This window comes from Streptomyces sp. NPDC004629 (assembly GCF_042873595.1).
Lineage (GTDB): Bacteria > Actinomycetota > Actinomycetes > Streptomycetales > Streptomycetaceae > Streptomyces.
On the sequence record NZ_JBIALO010000031.1, the window covers coordinates 62,949 to 85,121 of the forward strand.

At 71.1% G+C, this 22,173-nt stretch carries 18 protein-coding genes; 3 read left to right on the plus strand and 15 right to left on the minus strand.

Annotated features, from left to right (window positions below; all coding sequences use genetic code 11):
• Positions 1-154: 154 nt before the first annotated feature.
• Positions 155-1,357, minus strand: coding sequence for a helix-turn-helix domain-containing protein (locus ACFYTE_RS34325; RefSeq protein ID WP_388719071.1), 1,203 nt, complete (start codon positions 1,355-1,357; stop codon positions 155-157).
• A gap of 378 nt (positions 1,358-1,735) precedes the next feature.
• The gene (locus ACFYTE_RS34330) at positions 1,736-2,074 is read right to left on the minus strand and encodes a hypothetical protein (protein WP_388719073.1); all 339 of its coding nucleotides are present in this window, start codon (positions 2,072-2,074) and stop codon (positions 1,736-1,738) included.
• 305 nt (positions 2,075-2,379) lie between these two features.
• On the opposite strand from ACFYTE_RS34330, the gene ACFYTE_RS34335 reads away from it, so the two are divergent.
• The gene (locus tag ACFYTE_RS34335; protein WP_388719075.1) at positions 2,380-2,907 is read left to right on the plus strand and encodes a universal stress protein; all 528 of its coding nucleotides are present in this window, start codon (positions 2,380-2,382) and stop codon (positions 2,905-2,907) included.
• 403 nt (positions 2,908-3,310) lie between these two features.
• Positions 3,311-3,877, plus strand: a complete 567-nt coding sequence (locus tag ACFYTE_RS34340) for a GPR1/FUN34/YaaH family transporter (protein WP_388719077.1) — start codon at positions 3,311-3,313, stop codon at positions 3,875-3,877.
• 92 nt (positions 3,878-3,969) lie between these two features.
• On the opposite strand, the gene glmS is transcribed toward ACFYTE_RS34340, so the two are convergent.
• Positions 3,970-5,787 (minus strand): glutamine--fructose-6-phosphate transaminase (isomerizing), encoded by a 1,818-nt coding sequence (gene glmS, locus ACFYTE_RS34345; RefSeq protein ID WP_388719078.1) that lies wholly within the window; start codon positions 5,785-5,787, stop codon positions 3,970-3,972.
• A 51-nt stretch (positions 5,788-5,838) separates the two neighbouring features.
• Positions 5,839-6,096, minus strand: a complete 258-nt coding sequence (locus ACFYTE_RS34350) for a hypothetical protein (protein WP_388719080.1) — start codon at positions 6,094-6,096, stop codon at positions 5,839-5,841.
• Positions 6,097-6,260: 164 nt separating this feature from the next.
• Here ACFYTE_RS34350 and ACFYTE_RS34355 point away from each other — a divergent pair, with 164 nt between their 5' ends.
• Positions 6,261-7,826: a fibronectin type III domain-containing protein gene (locus ACFYTE_RS34355; protein WP_388719082.1), complete on the plus strand. Its 1,566-nt coding sequence runs from the start codon at positions 6,261-6,263 to the stop codon at positions 7,824-7,826.
• Between the two features lie 816 nt (positions 7,827-8,642).
• On the opposite strand, the gene ACFYTE_RS34360 is transcribed toward ACFYTE_RS34355, so the two are convergent.
• The 11 genes from ACFYTE_RS34360 to ACFYTE_RS34410 form a co-directional block, all read right to left on the minus strand.
• Entirely contained in the window at positions 8,643-9,497 is an 855-nt protein-coding gene (locus ACFYTE_RS34360; protein WP_388719084.1) for a DUF4429 domain-containing protein, read from the minus strand.
• Between the two features lie 27 nt (positions 9,498-9,524).
• A complete protein-coding gene (locus tag ACFYTE_RS34365; protein WP_388719086.1) occupies positions 9,525-11,294 on the minus strand; it encodes an IucA/IucC family protein in 1,770 nt (589 codons plus the stop codon).
• Entirely contained in the window at positions 11,291-11,815 is a 525-nt protein-coding gene (locus ACFYTE_RS34370; protein WP_388719088.1) for a GNAT family N-acetyltransferase, read from the minus strand. Before ACFYTE_RS34370 ends, ACFYTE_RS34365 begins: the two co-directional genes overlap by 4 nt.
• Positions 11,812-13,089 carry a lysine N(6)-hydroxylase/L-ornithine N(5)-oxygenase family protein gene (locus tag ACFYTE_RS34375; RefSeq protein ID WP_388719090.1) on the minus strand — a complete coding sequence of 426 codons (1,278 nt, stop codon included), beginning with the start codon at positions 13,087-13,089 and terminating at the stop codon, positions 11,812-11,814. Before ACFYTE_RS34375 ends, ACFYTE_RS34370 begins: the two co-directional genes overlap by 4 nt.
• Positions 13,073-14,539 (minus strand): lysine decarboxylase DesA, encoded by a 1,467-nt coding sequence (gene desA / locus ACFYTE_RS34380; RefSeq protein ID WP_388719092.1) that lies wholly within the window; start codon positions 14,537-14,539, stop codon positions 13,073-13,075. Before desA ends, ACFYTE_RS34375 begins: the two co-directional genes overlap by 17 nt.
• Positions 14,540-14,862: 323 nt before the next feature.
• Positions 14,863-15,015: a hypothetical protein gene (locus tag ACFYTE_RS34385; RefSeq protein ID WP_388719094.1), complete on the minus strand. Its 153-nt coding sequence runs from the start codon at positions 15,013-15,015 to the stop codon at positions 14,863-14,865.
• 186 nt (positions 15,016-15,201) lie between these two features.
• The gene (locus ACFYTE_RS34390) at positions 15,202-16,245 is read right to left on the minus strand and encodes an ABC transporter substrate-binding protein (protein ID WP_388719096.1); all 1,044 of its coding nucleotides are present in this window, start codon (positions 16,243-16,245) and stop codon (positions 15,202-15,204) included.
• 148 nt (positions 16,246-16,393) lie between these two features.
• Entirely contained in the window at positions 16,394-17,554 is a 1,161-nt protein-coding gene (locus tag ACFYTE_RS34395) for an acyl-CoA dehydrogenase family protein (RefSeq protein ID WP_388719098.1), read from the minus strand.
• Positions 17,555-17,559: 5 nt separating this feature from the next.
• The gene (locus ACFYTE_RS34400) at positions 17,560-18,504 is read right to left on the minus strand and encodes a hydroxymethylglutaryl-CoA lyase (RefSeq protein WP_388719100.1); all 945 of its coding nucleotides are present in this window, start codon (positions 18,502-18,504) and stop codon (positions 17,560-17,562) included.
• Positions 18,501-20,522, minus strand: coding sequence for a biotin carboxylase N-terminal domain-containing protein (locus tag ACFYTE_RS34405; RefSeq protein WP_388719102.1), 2,022 nt, complete (start codon positions 20,520-20,522; stop codon positions 18,501-18,503). Before ACFYTE_RS34405 ends, ACFYTE_RS34400 begins: the two co-directional genes overlap by 4 nt.
• A gap of 14 nt (positions 20,523-20,536) precedes the next feature.
• Positions 20,537-22,153 (minus strand): carboxyl transferase domain-containing protein, encoded by a 1,617-nt coding sequence (locus ACFYTE_RS34410; RefSeq protein ID WP_388719103.1) that lies wholly within the window; start codon positions 22,151-22,153, stop codon positions 20,537-20,539.
• Between the last annotated feature and the right edge of the window lie 20 nt (positions 22,154-22,173).

The following is a 22,173-nucleotide window of genomic DNA, read 5'->3' on the forward strand; positions in this document are numbered from 1 at the left end:
CTCAGCTCAACGGGCGGGGGGGGGGGGGGGGGGGGGGGGGGGGGGGGGGGGGGGGGGGGGGGGCCGGGGGGGCGGGGGGGGGCCCGGGGGGGGGGGGGGGGGGGCGGCCCCCCCCCCCCCCACCCCGACCCGTCACGTCCGACCCGTCAGCGCGTCACGCGCCCGCGCGGGGTCCCGGCAGGCTCATCGCGGCGGTGCGCCGCGATTGCATCGGTACGGCGCTCTCCGGGTGCAGCAGGGCCGGCACCGGTCCGACCGGCCCGGCGAGCCCGGTCGCCCCCGGGCCCGCGGCCCCCGGCTGCGAGGCCGTGGGCTCTCCGTCCCCCGGCCGGTCGCCCTGCGGTCTGCGCGCCCGGTAGGCGGCGCGGTAGGCGGCGGGGGACGAACCCAGCTGGCGGCGGAAGTGCCCGCGCAGCGCCACCGGGGAACGGAAGCCGCAGCGGCCCGCGACCTCGTCCACCGAGTAGTCCGACGTCTCCAGCAGACGCTGGGCCTGTAGCACGCGCTGGGTGATCAGCCACTGCAACGGCGCGCTCCCGGTCAGCGAGCGGAAGCGGCGGTCGAACGTACGGCGGCTCATGTACGCGCGCGCGGCCAGCGTCTCCACGTCGAACTGCTCGTGGAGGTGTTCCAGCGCCCAGGCGACGACCTCGGCGAGCGGGTCGGCGCCGATCTCCTCTGGTAAAGAGCGATCGAGATAGCGCTCCTGACCGCCGCTGCGGCGCGGCGGGACCACCAGGCGCCGGGCGAGCGCGCCGGCCGCCTCGTTGCCGTGGTCCGTCCGCACGATGTGCAGACACAGGTCGATGCCGGCGGCTGTACCGGCCGACGTCAGTACGTCGCCGTCGTCGACGAACAGCTCCCTGGGATCGACGTGCACCGACGGATAGCGCTTGGCCAGCGTCGGCGCGTACATCCAGTGGGTGGTGGCCGGCCGGCCGTCCAGCAGGCCCGCCGCCGCCAGGACGAACGCCCCGGTGCACAGGCCCACGATGCGGGCGCCCTCCTCGTGCGCGCGGCGCAGCGCGTCGAGTGCCTCCTCGGGCGGAGGCGAGGTGATCGATCGCCAGGCCGGCACGACGACCGTGCCCGCGCGTGAGATCGCTTCCAGGCCGTGTGGCGCGGTGAGTTCGAGGCCCCCTGTGGTCCGCAGCGGGCCTTCCTCACCGGCGGCCACCAGCAGCCGGTAGCGCGGCACTCCGGCGTCCTGGCGGTCGATACCGAACACCGAAAGCGGTATGGAACTCTCGAAGATGGGGCCGCCGCTGAACAGCAGCACCGCGACGATCTCCTTGCGGCGTCGCCCGGAGAGTTTCCGGACCGCGGCTTCCGGCGCGGCAGTGGAGTCGTGGCTCATCCTGCTAAGCCCCCCTCGGTGGTCGCGGCTCCTCGGTTGTGTCGCTCCTGCACGTTTCCCCTCGGTCCTGCACGAGTCCCCCGCCGTAAGACAGTCAAGATCGAATCTACTGTGTCCCGCGGTACCGCGGTGACCAGTTCCACACGCGGCACATTGTCGACATGACAACTTGGCGTAAAGCATTCGATCACGAAGCGTTGCACTCGCGGGCCGTGCAGGGAAGTGCGCCTCGTCGTAGTGGCCAATCCGCGTAGGGTGCGCAGGGCGTCCGAGACCCTTTCCGTGCAGGTGGAACGGGGGTTGGGGGGTACTGCGCGCACGGCCTGGACGGGGTCCGGAAGTTGGCTGAAAAGCAGCGGGCGCGTGCGCGGAAACCGGTCAGCCGACCGGTGTACCGCTCCGGGTGTGACGTCCGCCTCTTTGCGCGGCGCACCGTTCGGAGCGGCGCAGCAGAACGCGGCAGGCCGCGGTCACGGCGGCGAGGCCGAAAGCGGTGCCGGCGGCGCCGGCCAGCGAGGTGCCGTACCAGAGCAGGACCACCGGGACCAGGAAGCAGCTGAAGGCCGCCCACCGGACGACATCGGTCGCCGTGTCGGCTGCGGACGGCGCGGACGGCGCGGACGGCGTGCGGGGCGACCGGCCGGAACGGGGGTCCGGGGCGGGCGCGGCCGGCGGGGTCGCGCGGTGTGCCCCGGTACGGGTGGCGGGTCCGGACATGCGTGCTCCCTGTGGCGTGGTTCACGCTGATCAACGCGTGGTCGCACGGTCGGTCACTGTGGGCGTGGCCTGCGTCGGTCACGTAACGGAATCCTGCACGAACCGCCTGTACAGCGCATCAAGCATTGCGTTACGGGCGCACCCTCGTGCATGCTCCCTGGAACCCCGCGGAGCCCACGCGGGATCTGGGCTAAGGAGGCGTGCCGCCGTACCCTTGGGGGTATGGGGTTGGGAAGATGTTTCCCGGACACAGCTCCGCCGCACCCTGTTGTCCCACCCACGAGGATCACAACGCCGAGACACCCATGGCCGGTCACGAATTCTTCGAACCCGCGGACCGCAAGCGGCCCGTCGCCGACCCCACGGCGGCCGAGCCCCTGGCGGCGGAAGAGTCACGCCCCTCCTGCGACCCCGCCTTCAAGCACGGTGTCGTCGTCGGCTTCGACGGCTCCACTTCCAGCGAGCGCGCCCTCGCCTATGCGATCGGCATGGCCCATCGCTCCCACTCGGGCCTGATCATCGTCCATGTCGCCAACCGGCTGCCCACCACGGTGTGGGCGGGCTGCGAGCCACCGGTCTTCGTCGACGTGCCCGATCACCGCACCGAGGTCCTGGGTCTCGAACTGGCTTGTGCGGACTATCTGGCCGAGGTGCCCTGGATCCTGGTCGAGCGCGGTGGCGACATCTGCCACGAACTCGAAGAGGTGGGGCGGGAGTACGAGGCCGACGCGATCGTCGTCGGCTCCACGCACGGCATCGTGGGCCGGATCTTCGGCTCGGTGGCCGGCCGGCTCGCCAAGCGGGCGCAGCGGCCCGTGGTGGTCATCCCCTAGCCGCCCCACGCCCCGTCAGTCCCCGCGCCCACCGCACACCAGCCCGCCGGCTCCCGCGTGATGCCGTCAACTCCGCGTGCTGCGTGGCCGACCCCCGCGTCACGCCGTCAACGGGCCTTGTCTCGCCGTCGACTTCCGCGTGATGCCGTCAACTCCGCGCGTCGCGCCACCGGCTCCCGTGTCGCCCCGTCAACTCCGCAGTCGTAGCGTCGGCTTCCTGTGGTCGTACCGTCGGTTCTCCGCGTCAGTTCCCCGCGTCGGTTTCCTGTCGTACGCGTCCCGCGCGACGTCGTGCCATCTGCCGTGCGGCGGCCGAACCTACCGATGCGTAGAGGTGTTTGTGCCCTTGTGAAGGGCATATATCGGTCACCGCACAACTGCACATGCATGAAGGGAGCCCGCCGTGGACAACGACGTCTCTGCGGGAAGCACCACCACGGTCGTCGGCCGACTCGCCCTCGGTGTCACCCTGCTGGCCTTCGGGCTCGGGTACACCGATGTGATCGACGGCGTGACGGCCTCCGATGCCGTGTCACTGGCCCACTACGTGGGCGGTGTCGCGCTCTTCGTCGCCGGACTGCTGGCGTTCCGCGACCGGGACACCGCCACCGGTACGGCCTTCTCGGCACTCGGTGCCCTCTGGCTCACCTGGGCCGTCTCGGCGGGCACCCAGGTGTCGGACAACGCCGCCGGACTCTTCCTGCTGCTGTTCGCCCTCGTGACGCTCACGCTCGCCCTCGCGGGCCGTGATCCGCTCACCCGGGGCACCTACGGACTGTTCTTCGTCTCCCTGGTGCTGCTCGCCATCGCGCAGTTCGCGAGCAACGGCGGCCTCGCGAAGGCCGGCGGCTGGTTCGCCGTCGCGGCGGGCGCGGCGGCCTGGTACGCGGCGACCGCGGCCTTCGCCCACTGGCCCACGGCACTTCCGCGCCGTGCCGCTTCCGGCCGGGGGGTGACGGCCGCCGGCTGAGTACACAGCGGCACCGAAGGGACCCCCACGTGAAGGGCGGTATACGTGGGGGTCCGCCGCGTTGCCGTGCCCGTGCCGGCGTGCGGGCGTGCTTACTCCACCGTCACCGACTTCGCCAGGTTCCTCGGCTTGTCGATGTCGCGGCCCAGAGCCTTCGCCGTGTGGTAGGCGAGCAACTGCAGCGGGATGCCCATCAGGATCGGGTCCAGCTCGTCCTCGTTCTTCGGCACGACGATCGTCCGGTCGGCCTTCGCCTGCTCCTGGTGGGCCACCGCGAGGATCCGGCCGCTGCGGGCCTTGATCTCCTCAAGGGCGGCCCGGTTCTTCTCCAGCAGGTCGTCGTCCGGCACGATCGCGACCGTCGGCAGGGCGGGCTCGATCAGGGCGAGCGGGCCGTGCTTGAGTTCCGAGGCGGGGTAGGCCTCGGCATGGATGTAGGAGACCTCCTTGAGCTTCAGGGAGGCCTCGCGGGCCACCGGGTAGCCCCGGACCCGGCCGATGAAGAGCATGGAGCGGGCCTCGGCGTACCGCTCGGCCAGTTCCTTGATCTCCTCCTCCTGCTTGAGGATCTCGGTGATCTGCTCGGGCAGCCTGCGCAGGCCCTCGATGATCCGCTTGCCGTCGCGGACGGAGAGGTCGCGGGTGCGGCCCAGGTGCAGGGCGAGCAGGGCGAAGGCGACCGTGGTGTTGGTGAAGCACTTGGTGGACACCACGCACACCTCGGGGCCGGCGTGCACGTACATGCCGCCGTCCGCCTCGCGGGCGATCGCCGAGCCGACGACGTTGACGATGCCGAGCACCCGGGCACCCTTGCGCTTCAGCTCCTGGACGGCCGCCAGCACGTCGTAGGTCTCGCCGGACTGGGAGACCGCGACGTACAGGGTGTCGGGGTCGACGACGGCATTGCGGTAGCGGAACTCGGAGGCGGGCTCGGCGTCGGCGGGGATGCGGGCCAGCTCCTCGATCATCTGGGCGCCGATCATGCCCGCGTGGTACGAGGTGCCGCAGCCGAGGATCTTCACCCGGCGGATCTGACGGGCCTCGCGGGCGTCCAGGTTCAGCCCGCCGAGGTGCACGGTGGAGAAGCGGTCGTCGATGCGGCCGCGCAGCACCCGGTCGACCGCCTCGGCCTGCTCGTGGATCTCCTTGTGCATATAGGTGTCGTGGCCGCCCATGTCGTACGACTCGGCCTCCCACTCCACGGTGGTCGGCTCGGCGGTGGTGCGGGTGCCCTCGGTGGTGTAGGTGCGGAAGTCGTCGGCCTTCAGGGTGGCCAGTTCGCCGTCGTCGAGGGTCACGATCTGACGGGTGTGGGCGACCAGCGCGGCGACGTCGGAGGCGACGAACATCTCCTTCTCGCCGATGCCGAGGACGACCGGGGAGCCGTTGCGGGCCACCACGATGCGGTCGGGGAAGTCGGCGTGCAGGACCGCGATGCCGTAGGTGCCCTCGATGGCGCGCAGCGTCTCGCGGACCTTGTCCTCCAGCTTCTCGGCCCCCGAACGGGCGATCAGATGGGTGAGCACCTCGGTGTCCGTCTCGGAGAGGAACTCGACGCCGTCCGCCTCCAGCTTGCGGCGCAGGTCGGCGGCGTTGTCGATGATGCCGTTGTGCACGACGGCGACCTTGTTGTCGGCCGACAGGTGCGGGTGGGCGTTCACGTCGGACGGGGCGCCGTGGGTGGCCCAGCGGGTGTGGGCGATGCCGGTGGTGCCCTTGAAGCGCGCCGGGACCTTGGCCTCCAGGTCACGCACCCGGCCCTTGGCCTTGACCATCTTCAGGGCGGGCGCCTTCGGGGCGGTGACGACGATGCCCGCGGAGTCGTAGCCGCGGTACTCCAGGCGCTGCAGGCCCTCCAGGAGCAGCGGCGCGACGTCACGCTTCCCGATGTATCCGACAATTCCGCACATATAGCAGATATCCCTTTGTCCGTGGCCGGTCGGTCGGCCGGCCGTCGGTTCTCAGCCGTAGACGATGCGCCGCAACTGCCTGAGCGTCAGCTCGGGCGGTGCCACCGCTCGGTACTTCAGGTCCGCCTCGATCCGTTCGAAGATCGTCGCGTTCACCAGGCCCTGGGTCTGGAGCTCGCGGTGGCGGCGACGGACGTAGTCCTCGGTCGTCTCGTCGAAATAGGCGAGCACGTCCTGGACCACCCGCAGCGCCTCGCCCCGGTTGAGGGTCGTGGATCGCGTCAGGTGATCAACAAGTTCGTCGTGCACCCGATGATCCTGAGGTATCGGGGACGGTTTCGCAAGAAATCTGCCCGAGATCGGGCAGCGTGCTGTTGAAACTCTTATGGGACGCTGTTTGCGAGCTGTCCATCCGGCGTCCTGTATGCGGTTGCCCGGGGAGACGAGTTTCAGACGCCATGGACATTCCTCGCATGGGAGTACCCGAGCAGCTGGCCGCGCGCATGAGCATGGCCGAGCAGCATGAATACCTGCGCGCCAGGTTCTCGCGGCGCACGATGATCAGGGGCGGCGCGGTCACGCTGGGCGCCGTCGCGGGCGGCGCCTTCATCCAGGGGGCCACCGCGCAGGCGGCCGTCCCGACCCAGCGCACCGCACCGGCCACCGAGAGGGTCGACGGCGCCCACGTCGCCCCGTTCGGCCGCCACCTCGCCTACGGCAACGACCCGCGGACCGAGATCACCGTGTCCTGGCAGGTGCCCGTCGCCGTCAAGAAGCCGTTCATCCGGATCGGCGTCCACCCCTGGGACCTCTCCCGCAAGATCGACGCCGAGGTCCGCACCCTCTACACCCCGGCCGGTGTCGGTGCCAGCGGCGACCACACGCAGTACTACGTGCACGCCAAGCTCACCCACCTGCGGCCGGGCAGCACCTACTACTACGGCGTCGGCCATCAGGGCTTCGACCCGGCCCAGCCGCACCTCGCGGGCACCGTGGGCACCTTCACCACCGCGCCCGCGCACAAGGCGCCGTTCACCTTCACCGCCTTCGGCGACGAGGGCGTCAGCTACCACGGCCTGGCCAACAACGCCCTGATCCTCGGCCAGAACCCGGCCTTCCACCTGCACGCCGGTGACATCGCCTACGGCGACCCGGCCGGCCAGGGCAAGTCCACCGACACCGGCTTCGACTCCCGCGTCTGGGACCAGTTCCTCGCCCAGACCGAATCGGTCGCGAAGTCCGTGCCGTGGATGCCCGCGTACGGCAACCACGACATGGAGGCCTGGTACTCACCCAACGGCTACGGCGGCGAGGACGCCCGCTGGACGCTGCCGGACAACGGCCCCGACGAGAAGAACCTGCCCGGCGTCTACTCCTTCGTCTACGGCAACACCGCGGTCATCTCCCTCGACGCCAACGACGTCTCCTTCGAGATCCCGGCCAACCTCGGCATCTCCGGCGGCACCCAGACCAAGTGGCTGGAGGGCCGGCTGCGGAAGTTCCGGGCCGCCAAGGACATCGACTTCATCGTCGTCTTCTTCCACCACTGCGCCTACTGCACCTCCACCGCGCACGCCTCGGAGGGCGGGGTGCGAAAGGAGTGGGTGCCGCTGTTCGAGAAGTACACCGTGGACCTGGTCATCAACGGCCACAACCACCAGTACGAGCGCACCGATGTCCTCAAGGGGGGCGCCGTCACCAAGAAGCTGCCGATCGGCGGCACCGTCTACCCCGAGACCGAGGGCGTCGTCTATGTGACGGCGGGCGCGGCCGGGCGCAGCCTGTACGCGTTCAGCGCCCCGCTGTCCTACGAGGGGCACGAGAACGAGGTCGACTCCGTGGCCTCCTTCATCAACACCAAGGACGGCAAGCAGAACGAGACGGTCACCTGGTCGCGCGTGCGCTACCTCGACTACTCGTTCCTGCGCGTGGACGTCACCCCGGCCGCCAAGGGCCGCCACGCCACGCTGACGGTACGCGGCATCGCCGAGACCGGAGACCAGGTCGACCACTTCACGGTGGCCCGCAAGGCCAAGTAACCAAGGGGGGCGCCCAGAAGGCAGGGCGCACCCCTTTGACCCCCCGGGGATCGGAACGGCACTTCCCGGCCCCCGGCCCGGCGCTCCCGGCGTGGGGCCGGTCTTCGGCGTTTGTTCCCGGGGACCGGCCTGGTGCCTCCGATGTCCGACCGGCACCACCCGGCCTCGCCGGGGTTCGGTGTGCTACCGCTCGGCGTCTCCGGGGAGTCGGAACGGCGTTTCCCGGCGTCGCCCCGGCCACGTGCGGTGTCCGAGTGGTGCCGTTCGGTGTCTCCGTGTGCCGGCCGGGTGCGGGGCCGGTGGTGCCTGGGGTTTCCCGGCGGGGGCCGGTTTCTTCGGCGTCCGGTCGGCACCGCTCGGTTCCGCCGGGGGCGGAGCGTTACGGCTCGGTGACTACCGGCACTGGGCCAGCGTCTCCTGGTGCCGCTCGGGCCGCCATGGGCGCCGGACCGGTGCCGCCCGGCCCCCGTTCGGTGTCTCCGTGTGCCGGCCGTGTGCGGGCCGGTGGCGCCTGGCGTTTCCCGGCAGGGGCCGGTTTCTTCGGCGTCCGGTCGGCACCGCTCGGTTCCATCGGGCGCCGCCCGGCCCCCGTTCGGTGTCCGAGTGGTGCCGTCCGGTGCCGACCGGGCGGGGGTGGCGGTCGGCGGGTTCCGGTGTCGGGGCGAGACCGTCGGGTCCGTCCGGTGGCCGGTGGTCTCGTCCGGTGTCCCCGGGGGCCGGCTGGCATCGTCCGGCCTCGTCGGGGGCGGTGTGTCACCGCTCGGTGGCTACCGGCGGCGGGTCGGTTTCGCGGTGCCGTTCTGGGGTGGGTGGTGGTTACAGGCGTTTGAGGATTGCCTGTTTGGCCGTGGTGAACTCCTCGGCTGTCAGGGTGCCGGAGCGGTGCAGCTCGCCCAGTTCGCGGAGTCGGCGCAGGAGCGCGTCGTGGTCGTCTGGGGGCGTCGGCGTCTCGTGTACGGCCTGGCCGGATGCCGACGGGTGGGGCAGGCGGGCCTGGACGGCGGCGGCGACCAGGGCCATCAGCGGGTCCTTCTTGAAGCCCCACAGTTCCACGGCGTTGGGGTCGTACTTGGGCGGAGCCTTGGTGGCCGCGCCCCGCACGGTGAAGCGCAGATGCCCGTTGTCAAGACCAGCGGCCGGCTGCCACTCCACGCCGGTGATGTCGGCGACGGCGAGGGTACGGGCCCCGGCGGCGGCCTTGGCGTCCTCGGTCTTCCAGTTCCACTCCAGCCGCACCTGCTCCCCGTCGAACGCGGCCGTGCCGTCCCCTGCGGAGACCGACAGCGGCACGGGCGGGCCGGGCAGCAGGAAGCCGGTCACCGGGTCGGCCGGCACCCGGTTCAGCAGCAGGGCGGTGCGGACCTCGTCCGTGAAGTACTCGGCGACGCCGTGCCGGTCCGGTTCGACGGTGAGCTGGTAGGGGTCGTGCGGCTCGGTGAGCCGGCCGCCGGTGGCGTGCAGCAGCGGGTCGGCGCCGTCACGCAGCCGCAGCCGCAACCGGCCCGACTTCTTGCCCTGTTCGAAGGAGATCCCCGCCAGCGCGGCCAGCGGGACCACCAGTTCGCCCAGGGTCCGCCGGAGCAGGCCGACGTTCTTGTCCCGCCCCGGGGTCAGTCGGAGGGCGTCGCCGTCGAACACCCACGTGCCGTCCTTCTGGAGGATTTCCGCCATACGGGGATTGTTCCACCGCTCGTGCGTTCAGCGCCCCGCGATGGGGTTCTTCAGGGTGCCCACGAGCTGGAGCGCGCCCGAGGGGTCCGTGAGGTCCACCATCTGCCGGTTGTCGCGCAGTTGGAGCCGGTTGAGGCAGGACAGGGCGAACTCGGGGGCGAACATGTCGTACTGCCGGAATCTGTCGGCGAGTTCGGGCGCCGAGTCCTGGTACTCGCGGGTGACCTCCGCGACCGTACGCCAGAAGTCGTCCTCCTCCAGGACGCCCTCGGCGGCGAGGTGCGCGGCGAGGAAGCGGAAGAAGCAGTCGAAGACGTCCGTGAAGATCGACAGGAGTTTCTGCTCCTCGGGTACGTCGACGCGGATGCGCCGCACCTCCGGCGGCAGCGCCGCGTCCGGGTCCATGACCGCGATCTCCTCGGCGATGTCCTTGAAGACCGCGCGTTGCACGACGCCGTCCTTCAGGACCAGGATCACGTTCTCGCCGTGTGGCATGTACACCAGGTCGTAGGCGTAGAAGCTGTGCAGCAGCGGGGTGAGGTAGGCCCGCAGATAGCGGCGCAGCCACCGCGTGGGCGTGAGCCCCGACCGCTCGATGAGCGCACCGGCGAAGGACGCGCCCGTGTGGTCCACGTGCAGCAGCGAGGCCATGGTGGCGAGGGTCTCGCCGTCCTGGAGGGTGGGCACCGGACTCTCCCGCCACAGCGCGGCCAGCATCTTGCGGTACGGCGAGTGGCGGTCCGTGGCCCGTTCGTACTCCAGGTGCCGGTAGCCGACCGCAGCCCGCTCGCGGATGACCGACAGGCCCGTCGCCTTGAGCACCGGGTCGTTGCCGATCAGCTGGGCCAGCCAGTCGTTGATCGCCGGGGTGGCTTCCATGTAGGCGGCGGACAGGCCGCGCATGAAGCCCATGTTGAGGACGGACAGCGCCGTCTTCACATAGTGCTTGTGCGGGTGGGAGGTGTTGAAGAAGGTCCGTATCGACTGCTGGGCCAGGTACGCGTCGTCGCCCTCGCCGAGGCAGACCAGGTGTCCGCGGGCCACCTCGGCGGCGAAGGTGACGGTGAGCTTGTTCCACCACTGCCAGGGGTGGACGGGGATCAGGAGGTAGTCGCCGGGGTCGAGGCCCCGGTCGGTCAGCTGCCGTTCGAACCGGCCGACGGTCTGCTCGCCGAGTTCCTGCCGTACGAAGGACGCGTACTCGATGCCGGCACCGGCCGTGAACGCCGCCCGGGAGCGGTGCGCGGCGAGCCAGATCAGCCGGACCGGGCTCGCGGTCTCCGGGGCGTACGACAGGTACTCGTGGATGCCGAAGCCGAGCCGTCCGTTGTTGGCGACGAAGCAGGGGTGGCCCTCGGTCATGCCGGTCTCGATGTCCTGGAACCCGGCCCGCGCCAGCTGTGCCGAGGTCTCCTGCGGCTTGGTGAGCTTGTAGCAGGTGCCGGACAGGGTGGAGGAGATCTCCTCCAGGTACACCGGCAGGACCTCGTCGCTCAGGCCCAGCGACTGACGCAGTTCGGTGCAGAAGTCCAGTGCGTCGAGCGGGAGTTGGCCGCCGTCACGGTGCCGGGTCAGGGAGTCGGCGTCGATCTGCCAGTGGTCGAGGGCGCGGCGCACGGCGGTGAAGCGGTAGCGGGTCAGCCCGTCGTCGCTGCGCACGACGTACCCGTCCCCGTCCGGTTCGGGGGTGATCAGCCGCTCGTGTGCGAACTCGGCCAGGGCCTTGCGGACCAGCAGGCGGTTGGCCCGCTCCCAGCGTTCGGGGGAGAGGTGGGCCACGGCGTCGGCGAGGCTCATGCCGCCACCGCTTGTTCGAACCGTTCCCGGGTGCAGAAGCTCAGCAGGGCCCGCTTCTCCGGCGTCTGGATCTCACGTTCGGGCACGAATCCGACGGCTTCGTTCAGGGCGTGCACGGCCTTGTTGTGCACGTCCGGGTCGACCACGATCCGGGCGGTCGCCGGGTCCTCGAAGAGGTGGGCGACCACGGCGGTGATGACGGCCCGGGTGAACCCGTGTACGGGGGTGTCCGTGGCCGGCACCAGGAAGTGCATGCCGACGTCACCCGGCTCGGACTCGTACAGGCCGGCCAGCTCGCGGTGGCCCGGGTCATAGCGCTCCATGAGGAAGGCGGGCTCGCCGTCGAGCAGGCCCAGCAGGGCCTCGTGGTGCTCGTCGGCCGCGATCTCCATGTAGGCGCGCTCGACGTCCTCCAGTTTCGCGTCCTGCATCATCCAGAACACTGCCTTGGGGTGGGTGACCCAGCCGTGCAGCAGTTCGGCGTCCTTGAGCGGGTCGAGCGGACGGAAGGTGAAGTTCATACGGCAAACTCCTGGAACGCGATCGTCTTCTCGACCGGGTAGTACTCCGTGCCGAGCAGCTCGCGGATGATGCAGCTGTTGCGGTACGGTCCCATGCCCAGGTCGGGGCTGGTGATGCTGTGGGTGTGCACGCCGCCGTTCTGCAGGAAGACGCCGCGGCCGGTCACATCGATCGCGTAGTTGCGGGCCACGTCGAAGTTGCCCTGGGTGTCGTAGCGCAGCCGGTCGCGGACGGGCTTCAGGAACTCGGGTTCGTTGTACCGGTAGCCGGTGGCGAGGACGAGTCCTTCGGAGCGCAGCTCGAAGTCCTTGCCCTGCTCCTCCTGGCGGAACGTCAGGGTGTAGCCGCCGTGCTGATAACTGGCCTTCTTCAGAGAGGAGTTGGTGAGCAGCCGGGTGGGGACGGGGCCGCCGAGGTTCTTCTGGTAGAGCAGGTCGAAGATGTCGTTGACCAGGTCGCCGTCGATGCCCTTGAACAGGCCCTTCTGCTGGGCCGCGAGGCGGTAGCGGGTGGCTTCCGGCAGCGCGTGGTAGTAGTCGATGTACTCCGGGGAGGTCATCTCCAGCGTGAGTTTGGTGTACTCCAGCGGGAAGAAGCGCGGTGAGCGGGTGACCCAGTTCAGCCGGTAGCCGTGTACGTCGATCTCGCCGAGCAGGTCGTGGTAGATCTCGGCGGCGGACTGCCCGCTGCCCACCAGCGTGATCGACTCCTTGGCCTGCAACCGCTTTTTGTGCTGGAGATAGCGGGAGGTGTGCAGGAAGTCGCCGCCCAGGCCCCGGCAGGCGTCCGGGAGGTGCGGCGAGGTGCCGGTGCCGAGCACCAGGTGGCGGGCGCGGAAGGTCTCGCCCGCCTGGGTGTGCACCGCGTACAGCCCGTCGTCGTACGTCACTTCGGTGACCGTCGTGCCGAAGCGGAGGCTGCTCAGTCTGCTCGCGGCCCAGCGGCAGTAGTCGTCGTACTCGACCCGTAGCGGGTAGAAGTTCTCGCGGATGTAGAACGAGTAGAGCCTGCCCTTCTCCTTCAGGTAGTTGAGGAAGGAGTACGGGGAGCTGGGGTCGGCGAGGGTGACCAGGTCCGACATGAACGGGGTCTGCAGGTGGGCGCCGTCGAGGAACATCCCGGCGTGCCACTCGAAGTCGGGCTTGGCGTCCAGGAAGACGCCGTCGAGTTCGGCGATCGGCTCGGTGAGGCAGGCCAGGCCGAGGTTGAACGGGCCGAGGCCGATCCCCACGAAGTCGTAGGTCTTGGTCGGGTTTTCAGGACGCGCGGTCAAGGGACTCTCCCAGGTACTGCTCGGCGTGGCCGGCGATCAGGTCGAGGACGGCGGCGATGTCGTCCGTCGTGGTCTCGGGGTTGAGCAGGGTGAACTTCAGGTAGTGGCGGCCGCCCACCTTGGTGCCCGCGACCACCGCGTCACCGGAGGCGAACAGGGCCTTGCGGGCGTACAGGTTGGCGCGGTCGATCCGGTCCGGGCCGGTGACGGCCGCCGGGATGTAGCGGAAGACGAGCGTGGAGAGCGCGGGCCGGACGACCACGTCGAAGCGGGGGTCGGCGGCCAGCAGTTGCCAGCCCTGACGGGCCAGGTCGCAGACCTGGTCGAAGAGTTCGCCGATGCCGTCGGCGCCCATGGTACGCAGGGTCATCCACAGCTTGAGTGCGTCGAAGCGGCGGGTGGTCTGGAGGGACTTGTCGACCTGGTTGGGGATGCGCTCCTCCGCCATGCGCCGCGGGTTGAGGTAGTCCGCGTGGTAGGTGGCGTGCCGCAGCGTGGCGGCGTCCCGGACCAGCAAGGCGGATGAACTCACCGGCTGGAAGAAGGACTTGTGGTAGTCGACGGTGACCGAGTCGGCGCGTTCGATGCCCTCGATGCGGTCCCGGTACTTGACGGAGGCGAGCAGCCCGCAGCCGTAGGCCGCGTCCACGTGCAGCCACACCCCGTACTGCGCGCACAGCTCGGCGATCTCGGGCAGCGGGTCGATGGACCCGAAGTCGGTGGTGCCGGCCGTGGCGACGACGGCCATCGGGGTCAGGCCGTCCCGCTTGCAGCGCTCCAGCTCGTGGGCGAGGGCGACGGTCCGCATCCGCTTGTCCTGGTCGACGGGGACCGGGATGACGGCGTCCTGGCTCAGGCCGAGCAGTTTCGCCGACTTCTGCACGCTGAAGTGGCTCGCCTCGGAGGCGAGGACGCGCAGGGTGGCGAGCGAGGCTCCCTCCTCCCACCCTGCCCGCGCCGGCTTGGACTCCTCGCGGGCGAGCAGCAGCGCCTGGAGGTTGGACTGGGTGCCGCCGGAGGTGAACACGCCGTCGGCGGCCGGGCCGAGGCCGATGCGGGCGGCCGTCCAGTCGATGAGTCTGCGTTCGATGAGGGTGCCGCCGGCCGACTGGTCCCAGGTGTCCAGGGAGGAGTTGACGGCGGACAGGACGGCCTCGCCGAGCACCGCCGGGATGACCACCGGGCAGTTGAGGTGGGCGAGATAGCGGGGGTGGTGGAAGTAGACCGCGTCGCGGAGGTAGATCTCCTCCAGTTCGTCGAGCACCGCGGTGGTGTCGGGCAGGGGCCGGTCGAGGTCGATCCGCTCGATGCGCGGGGCGAGGGCGTCGGCCGTGACGCCGGTGAACGGTCGCTCGGTGGTGGCGAGTTTGGCCGCCACCCGCTCGACTCCTTCGGTCACGGAGCGGCGGTAGTGCTCCGCGGTGAGGTCATTGAGCAGGTGCGAGCGCATGTGGGGGTCCTCCGGGGGGACGGTCCGTGCGGGACGGGGAGAGGGACTGAGTCGCGCGAGCTGAACTTAGGTTAGCCTAACCTAAGTAACTCGCCGAAGTCCCGCCCCTCCCGTGACCGCAGTCACTTCAGAGGCAGCCACTCCGCCCCGCGAAGCAGCTCCGTCGCCGTCGTGTGGCGACTCCAGGCAGGCGTGGACGCGCAGACCCGGTGGCCGGGACTTCGGGGCGGCCGTGGCAGCGGGCCCGGCGGTCTCGTCGCCTCATGGCGCGACCAGGTCGATGTCCTCGGGTGGGCGGAAACGGATCGCGCGGTTGTCGGCGATCAACGGTCCGAACACCAGGGCGGGTCACCGGCCGCACCGCCGCGGCGGCCCCGCGCGAGGGGGCCCGCGGGAGCGTCCGCGCCCGGCTCGACACCGTGCGGCACGACGTCGATGTCGGTCTCGGTGGTGTGGCCGAGTGCGTCGCGGCGCATCGCACGCAGCGTGCAGGAGCGCATCACCGCCCGGACGCCGTCCGGCATTCACGCCAGGCCGGGCCCGGCGAAGCCGCCGGACGAGGGACGGCCCCAGCCGCCTCGTCCGTACGGCCTGGAGGGGGAAGAAGCGGTACGGGGCGGCCAGGGCCGTCGTCAGGGGTGCTCCGGAGAGTCAGCTGGGGATCAACTGACCTTCTTCGCGTTCTCGATGGCCTCGGCGAGGTCGTTCAGCGGGGCGACGCACTTGTCGTACGACAGGATCGGCTCCGGGTTGCGGGAGATGACCTGGCCGGCCTTGACCGCGGGGAGCTTCTGCCAGGTGGCCTTGGTGATGTCGGCGGGCTGGATGGCCGAGGTGCGGTTGTCCATCATGATGATGTCCGCGGCGTACTTGTCGACGTTCTCCCAGCTCAGCGACTCGTACCAGCCGCCGCCCTGGGCCTTTGCCTTCTCCGGCGGCTCGATGAAGTTCACGCCGAGGGCCTTGAAGTACTCAAGGTCGATGGAGAGGTTGCTGCCGGAGACATAGAACAGGTCCTGGCTCGCAGAACCGGCCAGCACCTTGATGTCGGGCTTGGCCTTGGCGGCGGCGCGCAGCCGGCCGGCCGCCTCCTCGAACCGCTTCTTGGCGTCGGTGACCTTGCTCGACCCGGTGTCGGCGCCCAGGGACTCGGCGAGCGCGAGCATGCGCTGCAACGGCTCGGTGAGCTGGCGGTCGTAGACCGAGATGCCCACGCTCGGGGCGCCGACGGCCTCGATCTTCTTCTTCGACTCCTCCGGCACGTACCAGAGGGTGCCCGCGTCGTCGAACATGGTGGAGATGAGCACGTCGGGGCCGAGGGACGCGTACTTCTCGATGTTGAACTGGCCCCACTCGTTGCCGAGGACGGTCAGCTTGCTGAGGTCCATGTCGCCGGCCTGGACGTCGGCCTTGCCGTCCTTCGTCGTGGTCGGTCCGAACACGCCCTTGGCCTGGACGCCGTAGTCGTACAGCGCGGCGGCCATACCGACGAACGCGACGATGTTCGCCGGGGTCTTGTCGGCCTTGACGGTCTGTCCGCGGTCGTCCTTGAAGGTCCAGGGGCCGGACGCGGCACTCGCCCCACCGTCCGAGCCGCCGCTTTTCGCGTCGTCGTCGCCGCAGGCCGCGAGCACGGCGCCGAGGCCGAGGGCGCCGCCGGTTGCGAGCAGTCCACGACGGGAGAGGGCGGGTCTGGCGTTCGACATGGCGTGCTCTGCCTTCGTGCTAGGGGTCACTGGACCGAAGTCGCGATTAGGTTAGCCTAACCTCAGCGTCACCCCAAGGGCGGTACCGGGTGCCCGCTGCCGCACCGGCCCCGCGACCGGGTGCGGCCGGGGACACCCGGCCGCCGGATCAGCCCGCCAGGCCCAGTTCCCGCGCGATCAGCATCCGCTGCACCTCGCTCGTGCCCTCGCCGATCTCCAGGATCTTGGAGTCGCGCCACATCCGGGCCACCGGGTACTCGTTCATGAAGCCGTAGCCGCCGTGGATCTGGGTCGCGTCGCGGGCGTTGTCCACGGCGATCGTCGACGAGTACAGCTTGGCCAGCGCCGCCTCCTTCTTGAACGGCTCGCCCGCCACCAGCCGGCACGCCGCGTCCCGCCAGGCGAGGCGGGCGGTGTGCGCCTTCATCTCCATGTCGGCGATCTTGAACTGGATGGCCTGGTTGGCGCCGATCGGCCGCCCGAAGGCATGCCGCTCCCTGGCGTACTTCACCGACTCGTCCACACAGCCCTGCGCGAGACCCGTCGCCAGCGCCGCGATGGCGATGCGGCCCTCGTCGAGGATCCGCAGGAACTGCGCGTAGCCGCGGCCCTGCTCGCCGAGCAGGTTGGCCGCCGGGACCCGGACGTCCACGAACGACAGCTCGCGGGTGTCCGAGGCGTTCCAGCCGACCTTCGAGTACGGGGCCGCGACCGTGAAGCCCGGCGTGCCGGACGGCACGATGATCGCGGAGATCAGCGGCCCGCCGTCCGGTTTGCGGCCCGTCACCGCGGTGACCGTCACCAGAGCCGTGATGTCCGTGCCCGAGTTGGTGATGAAGCACTTCGAGCCGTTGATCACCCATTCGCCGGTGTCCGCATCGAGCCGGGCCGTCGTGCGCGTCGCGCCCGCGTCCGAGCCGCCGTCCGGCTCCGTGAGCCCGAACGCGCCCAGGATCTCGCCCGCGCACAGCCGCGGAAGCCATGCGCGCTTCTGCGCCTCGGTGCCGAACAGATGGACCGGCATCGCGCCCAGCGACACCCCGGCCTCCAGCGTGATGGCCACGGACGAGTCGACCCGGGCCAGTTCCTCCAGGACCAGCCCCAGCGCCAGGTAGTCGCCGCCCATGCCGCCGTACTCCTCCGGGAACGGCAGCCCGAACAGGCCCATACGGCCCATCTCGCGGACGATCTCGTACGGGAACTCATGCCGCTCGTAGTAGTCGCCGATCTTCGGCGCCACCACGTCGTGCGCGAACTCCTCCACCGTGCGGCGGAGTTCCTCCAGCTCGGGGCTGAGGCGGTGGTCCATGCTGATCACTGGTCCTTGTGGGAGAGGGCGCGGACGGTGCGGGACGGGCTCGGCCGGCCCAGCTGTTCGGCCATCCACACGCTCGTGGCGGTGAGACGGCCCAGGTCGACCCCGGTCTCGATGCCGAGGCCCTGGAGCATCCACACCAGGTCCTCGGTGGCGAGGTTCCCGGTGGCGGACTTGGCGTACGGACAGCCGCCGAGGCCGCCCGCCGAGGCGTCGACCGTCGTGACGCCGTGTTCCAGCGCCGCATAGGTGTTGGCGAGGGCCTGGCCGTAGGTGTCGTGGAAGTGCACGCCCAGCACGTTCGTCGGCACGCCCTCCTCGTTGAGCGCGGCGAGGAGTTCCAGCACATGTCCCGGGGTCGCGACGCCGATCGTGTCCCCGAGGCTCAGCTCGTCGCAGCCCATGTCCACCAGCGTCCGGCACACCCGTACGACCTGGTGCACGGGGACCGCGCCCTCCCACGGGTCGCCGAAGCACATGGACACATAGCCGCGCACCCACAGGCCCTCGTGCTTCGCGTGCCCGACGACCGGGTCGAACACGGCGAGCGACTCGTCCAGCGTGCGGTTGAGGTTGGCCTTCGCGAAGGACTCGGTGGCGCTGGCGAACACCGCGATCCGGCGGGCGCCGAGCGCCAGCGCCCGGTCCAGGCCGCGCCGGTTGGGCACGAGCACCGGCAGCGCGACCCCGCGCAGGTCGCCGAGCAGTGGGAACAACTGCTCCGCGTCGGCCAGTTGGGGCACCCATTCGGGGTGCACGAAGCTCGTCGCCTCGACGGTGGTCAGGCCCGCGTCGGCCAGCCGGTGGATGAACTCCGCCTTGATGCCGGTCGGCACGGCCGACTTCTCGTTCTGCAGCCCGTCGCGCGGGCCGACCTCGTGGATCCGCACCCGCTGGGGCAGATCCTGCGCGGGTACGACCATCGGCAGTTCCGGTGCGGTCATTCCTCCGCCTCCTCGTGCGGTGCGACCACGGCCAGCACCTGGTCCATGGCGACCGTGCTGCCGGGCCGTACGTCCAGTTCGGTGACCGTGCCCGCGTGCGGGGCCGAGACGACGTGCTCCATCTTCATCGCCTCCACCACCAGCAGGCCCTGGCCCGCGGTCACCTCGTCGCCGACGGCGACCTTCACGACGGTGACCGTGCCGGGCATCGGCGCGGTGAGCGAGTCGGCGCCCGCGAGCCCGGCCCGGGTGAGCGAGGCGGCCACCGGATCGTGATCCCGCACCGGCCAGGCGTCGCCGTCGCGGCCCAGCCAGGTGCCGTCCGGCAGAGCGGCGAAGGTGTGGACGACGCCGTCGAGCCGGACGGAGAACCGGTCCTCGCCGGCCTCCGCCCGCGGGAGGCGGCCCGCGGACGCCGTCAGCGGGGTCCGCGCCCCGTCCGGCAGCACCTCGGTCGCGCCGTCCGGCGTGCGGCGCACGCGCACGGTGACGGGCTCGTGGCCCGGGACCTGAAGGTGGTGCACCGTCCAGGCCCGCTCGCCGCCCAGCCGCCAGCCGTCCGCCGCGGAGAACGGGTCCACCCAGCCGGTTCCGGGGGCGGGGCCGAGCGCCCCCTGACGCAGCAGCGCCGCCGCCGCGTAGACCTCCGCCGGCACCCGGTCGGGCAGCAGGCCGGCCGCCACCCGCTCGACCAGCCCCGTGTCCAACTCGCCCGCCGCCACCGCCGGATGGGCCAGCAGCCGGCGCAGGAAGCCCGCGTTGGTCGGCACGCCCAGCGTGACCGTCTCCGCCAGGGCCGCGCGGAGCCGGCGCAGCGCCGTCTCCCGGTCCGGCCCGTACGCGATCACCTTGGACAGCATCGGGTCGTACCGGCTGCCGACCTCCGTGCCCTCGCTGAGCCCGGAGTCGGTGCGCACCCCCTCGCCCTGCGGCTCGCGCAGCCGCAGCACCGTGCCGCCCGACGGCAGGAACCCGCGCGCGGGGTCCTCCGCGCAGACCCGGGCCTCGACCGCGTGCCCGGTCAGCCGGATCTCCCGCTGCGCGAACGGCAGCCGTTCGCCCGCCGCGACCCGCAGCTGCCACTCCACCAGGTCAAGACCGGTGACCAGTTCGGTGACCGGATGCTCCACCTGGAGCCGGGTGTTCATCTCCATGAAGGAGTACGCCGCGGGGTCGCCGCCCGGCACGATGAACTCCACCGTGCCCGCGCCCCGGTAGCCGCAGGAGCGGGCCGCCTGCACGGCCGCCGCGCCCATCGCCGCCCGGGTCTCCTCGTCGAGGAGCACGCTCGGTGCCTCCTCGACCACCTTCTGGTGCCGGCGTTGCAGCGAGCACTCGCGCTCGCCGAGGTGGACGACGTTGCCGTGCGCGTCGGCCAGGACCTGGATCTCGATGTGCCGGGGCCGCTCGATCCAGCGCTCCACCAGCAGCGTGTCGTCACCGAAGGAGGCGCGGGCCTCGCGCCGGGCGGCGGCGATCTCGTCGGCGAGCGCGCTCGCCTCCCGCACCAGGCGCATGCCCTTGCCGCCGCCGCCCGCCGAGGGCTTGAGCAGCACCGGCATCCCGATCCGACGGGCGGCCTCGGCGAGCCGGGCGTCGGACAGACCGCTCCCGCTGGAGCCGGGGACGACCGGCACCCCGGCCGCCCGCACCGTCTCCTTGGCACGGATCTTGTCCCCCATGAGGGCGATGGCGTCGGCCGGCGGGCCGATGAACACCAGCCCCGCCTGTGCGCAGGCCCGCGCGAAGTCCGCGTTCTCGGCGAGGAAGCCGTACCCCGGGTGGACGGCCTGCGCGCCCGTGCGGGCGGCGGCCTCCAGGAGCCGTTCCACGGACAGATAGCTCTCGGCGGCCGGCGCCGGACCGAGCCGCACCGCCGTATCGGCCTCGCGCACGTGCCGCGCGTCGGCGTCCGCGTCGGAGAACACCGCCACCGAGCGCACGCCCAGCGCGCGCAGCGTGCGCATGACGCGCACCGCGATCTCGCCGCGGTTGGCCACCAGGACTGTCTCGAACATCGTCTTCGGTCCCCTCACATCCGGAAGACGCCGAACCGCGGTTCGCCCAGCGGGGCGTTCGCGCAGGCGGTCAGGGCCAGGCCCAGCACCTGCCGGGTCTCCAACGGGTCGATCACGCCGTCGTCCCAGAGGCGGGCGGTGGCGTAGTAGGCGTTGCCCTGCTGCTCGTACTGCCGGCGGATCGGGGCCTTGAAGGCTTCCTCCTCCTCGGCGGGCCAGGACTCGCCCCGGGCCTCCAGCTGGTCCCGCTTGACGGTGGCGAGGACGGAGGCGGCCTGCTCGCCGCCCATGACGGAGATCTTGGCGCCCGGCCACATCCACAGGAAGCGCGGGGAGTAGGCACGGCCGCACATGGAGTAGTTCCCGGCGCCGTAGGAACCGCCGACGACCACGGTCAGCTTGGGCACGCGCGTGCAGGCGACGGCGGTGACCATCTTGGCGCCGTGCTTGGCGATGCCACCGGCCTCGTAGTCCTTGCCGACCATGAAGCCGGAGATGTTCTGCAGGAACACCAGCGGGATCCCGCGCTGGTCGCACAGCTCGATGAAGTGGGCGCCCTTCTGGGCGGACTCGGAGAACAGGATGCCGTTGTTGGCGACGATCCCGACCGGGTGGCCGTGAACGCGGGCGAAGCCGGTGACCAGGGTCTGCCCGAACTCGGCCTTGAACTCGGCGAACCGCGAGCCGTCGACCACGCGCGCGATGATCTCGCGGACGTCGTAGGGGGTGCGCGGGTCGACGGGCACCGCGCCGTAGAGCCCGTACGGGTCCACCTTCGGCTCGACGGCCGGCCGCACCTCCCAGGGCAGGGGCCCGCGCGCGGGAAGCGTGGCGACGATGTCGCGGACGATCCGCAGGGCGTGCGCGTCGTCCTCCGCGAGGTGGTCGGTGACGCCGGACACACGCGCGTGGACCTCGCCGCCGCCCAGTTCCTCGGCGGTGACGACCTCGCCGGTGGCGGCCTTCACCAGCGGGGGACCGCCGAGGAAGATGGTCCCCTGGTTGCGGACGATCACGGCCTCGTCGCTCATCGCCGGGACGTAGGCGCCGCCCGCGGTGCAGGACCCGAGGACGGCGGCGATCTGCGGGATGCCGGCGCCCGACATGCGCGCCTGGTTGTAGAAGATCCGGCCGAAGTGCTCGCGGTCCGGGAACACCTCGTCCTGCATCGGCAGGAAGGCGCCGCCGGAGTCGACGAGGTAGAGGCAGGGGAGCCGGTTCTCCAGGGCGATCTCCTGGGCCCTCAGGTGCTTCTTCACCGTCATCGGGTAGTACGTGCCGCCCTTGACGGTGGCGTCGTTGGCGACGATCACGCAGTCCCGCCCGCCGACCCGGCCGACCCCGGCGATCACCCCGGCCGCCGGGGCCTGCCCGTCGTACATCCCGTCGGCCGCGAGCGGGGCCAGCTCAAGGAACGGCGAGCCGGGGTCCAGCAACGTGTCCACCCGGTCCCGCGGCAGCAGCTTGCCGCGCGCGGTGTGCCGGGCCCGGGCGCGCTCGCCGCCGCCGAGCCGGGCCGCGGCCAGCTTGCCGCGCAGCTCCTCGGCGAGCGCGCGGTGCGCCTCCTCGTTGGCCCGCCAGGCCGCCGACGCGGGGTCTGCCGCGCTCGTCAGCTCCGGTGCCTCCAGCATCCTGCGGTCCCCTCACCCAG

Bases quoted from the DNA above. Each gene is read 5' to 3' on its own strand.
- ACFYTE_RS34370 (WP_388719088.1), bottom strand. From the start codon at position 11,815: ATGAACTTCACCTTCCGTCCGCTCGACCCGCTCAAGGACGCCGAACTG.
- ACFYTE_RS34385 (WP_388719094.1), bottom strand. From the start codon at position 15,015: ATGCGCCGCGACGCACTCGGCCACACCACCGAGACCGACATCGACGTC.
- ACFYTE_RS34400 (WP_388719100.1), bottom strand. From the start codon at position 18,504: ATGACCGCACCGGAACTGCCGATGGTCGTACCCGCGCAGGATCTGCCC.
- ACFYTE_RS34360 (WP_388719084.1), bottom strand. From the start codon at position 9,497: ATGGCGGAAATCCTCCAGAAGGACGGCACGTGGGTGTTCGACGGCGAC.
- glmS (WP_388719078.1), bottom strand. From the start codon at position 5,787: ATGTGCGGAATTGTCGGATACATCGGGAAGCGTGACGTCGCGCCGCTG.
- ACFYTE_RS34410 (WP_388719103.1), bottom strand. From the start codon at position 22,153: ATGCTGGAGGCACCGGAGCTGACGAGCGCGGCAGACCCCGCGTCGGCG.
- ACFYTE_RS34335 (WP_388719075.1), top strand. From the start codon at position 2,380: ATGGCCGGTCACGAATTCTTCGAACCCGCGGACCGCAAGCGGCCCGTC.
- ACFYTE_RS34395 (WP_388719098.1), bottom strand. From the start codon at position 17,554: ATGGACCACCGCCTCAGCCCCGAGCTGGAGGAACTCCGCCGCACGGTG.
- ACFYTE_RS34330 (WP_388719073.1), bottom strand. From the start codon at position 2,074: ATGTCCGGACCCGCCACCCGTACCGGGGCACACCGCGCGACCCCGCCG.
- desA (WP_388719092.1), bottom strand. From the start codon at position 14,539: ATGCGCTCGCACCTGCTCAATGACCTCACCGCGGAGCACTACCGCCGC.
- ACFYTE_RS34355 (WP_388719082.1), top strand. From the start codon at position 6,261: ATGGGAGTACCCGAGCAGCTGGCCGCGCGCATGAGCATGGCCGAGCAG.
- ACFYTE_RS34390 (WP_388719096.1), bottom strand. From the start codon at position 16,245: ATGTCGAACGCCAGACCCGCCCTCTCCCGTCGTGGACTGCTCGCAACC.
- ACFYTE_RS34405 (WP_388719102.1), bottom strand. From the start codon at position 20,522: ATGTTCGAGACAGTCCTGGTGGCCAACCGCGGCGAGATCGCGGTGCGC.
- ACFYTE_RS34325 (WP_388719071.1), bottom strand. From the start codon at position 1,357: ATGAGCCACGACTCCACTGCCGCGCCGGAAGCCGCGGTCCGGAAACTC.
- ACFYTE_RS34365 (WP_388719086.1), bottom strand. From the start codon at position 11,294: ATGAGCCTCGCCGACGCCGTGGCCCACCTCTCCCCCGAACGCTGGGAG.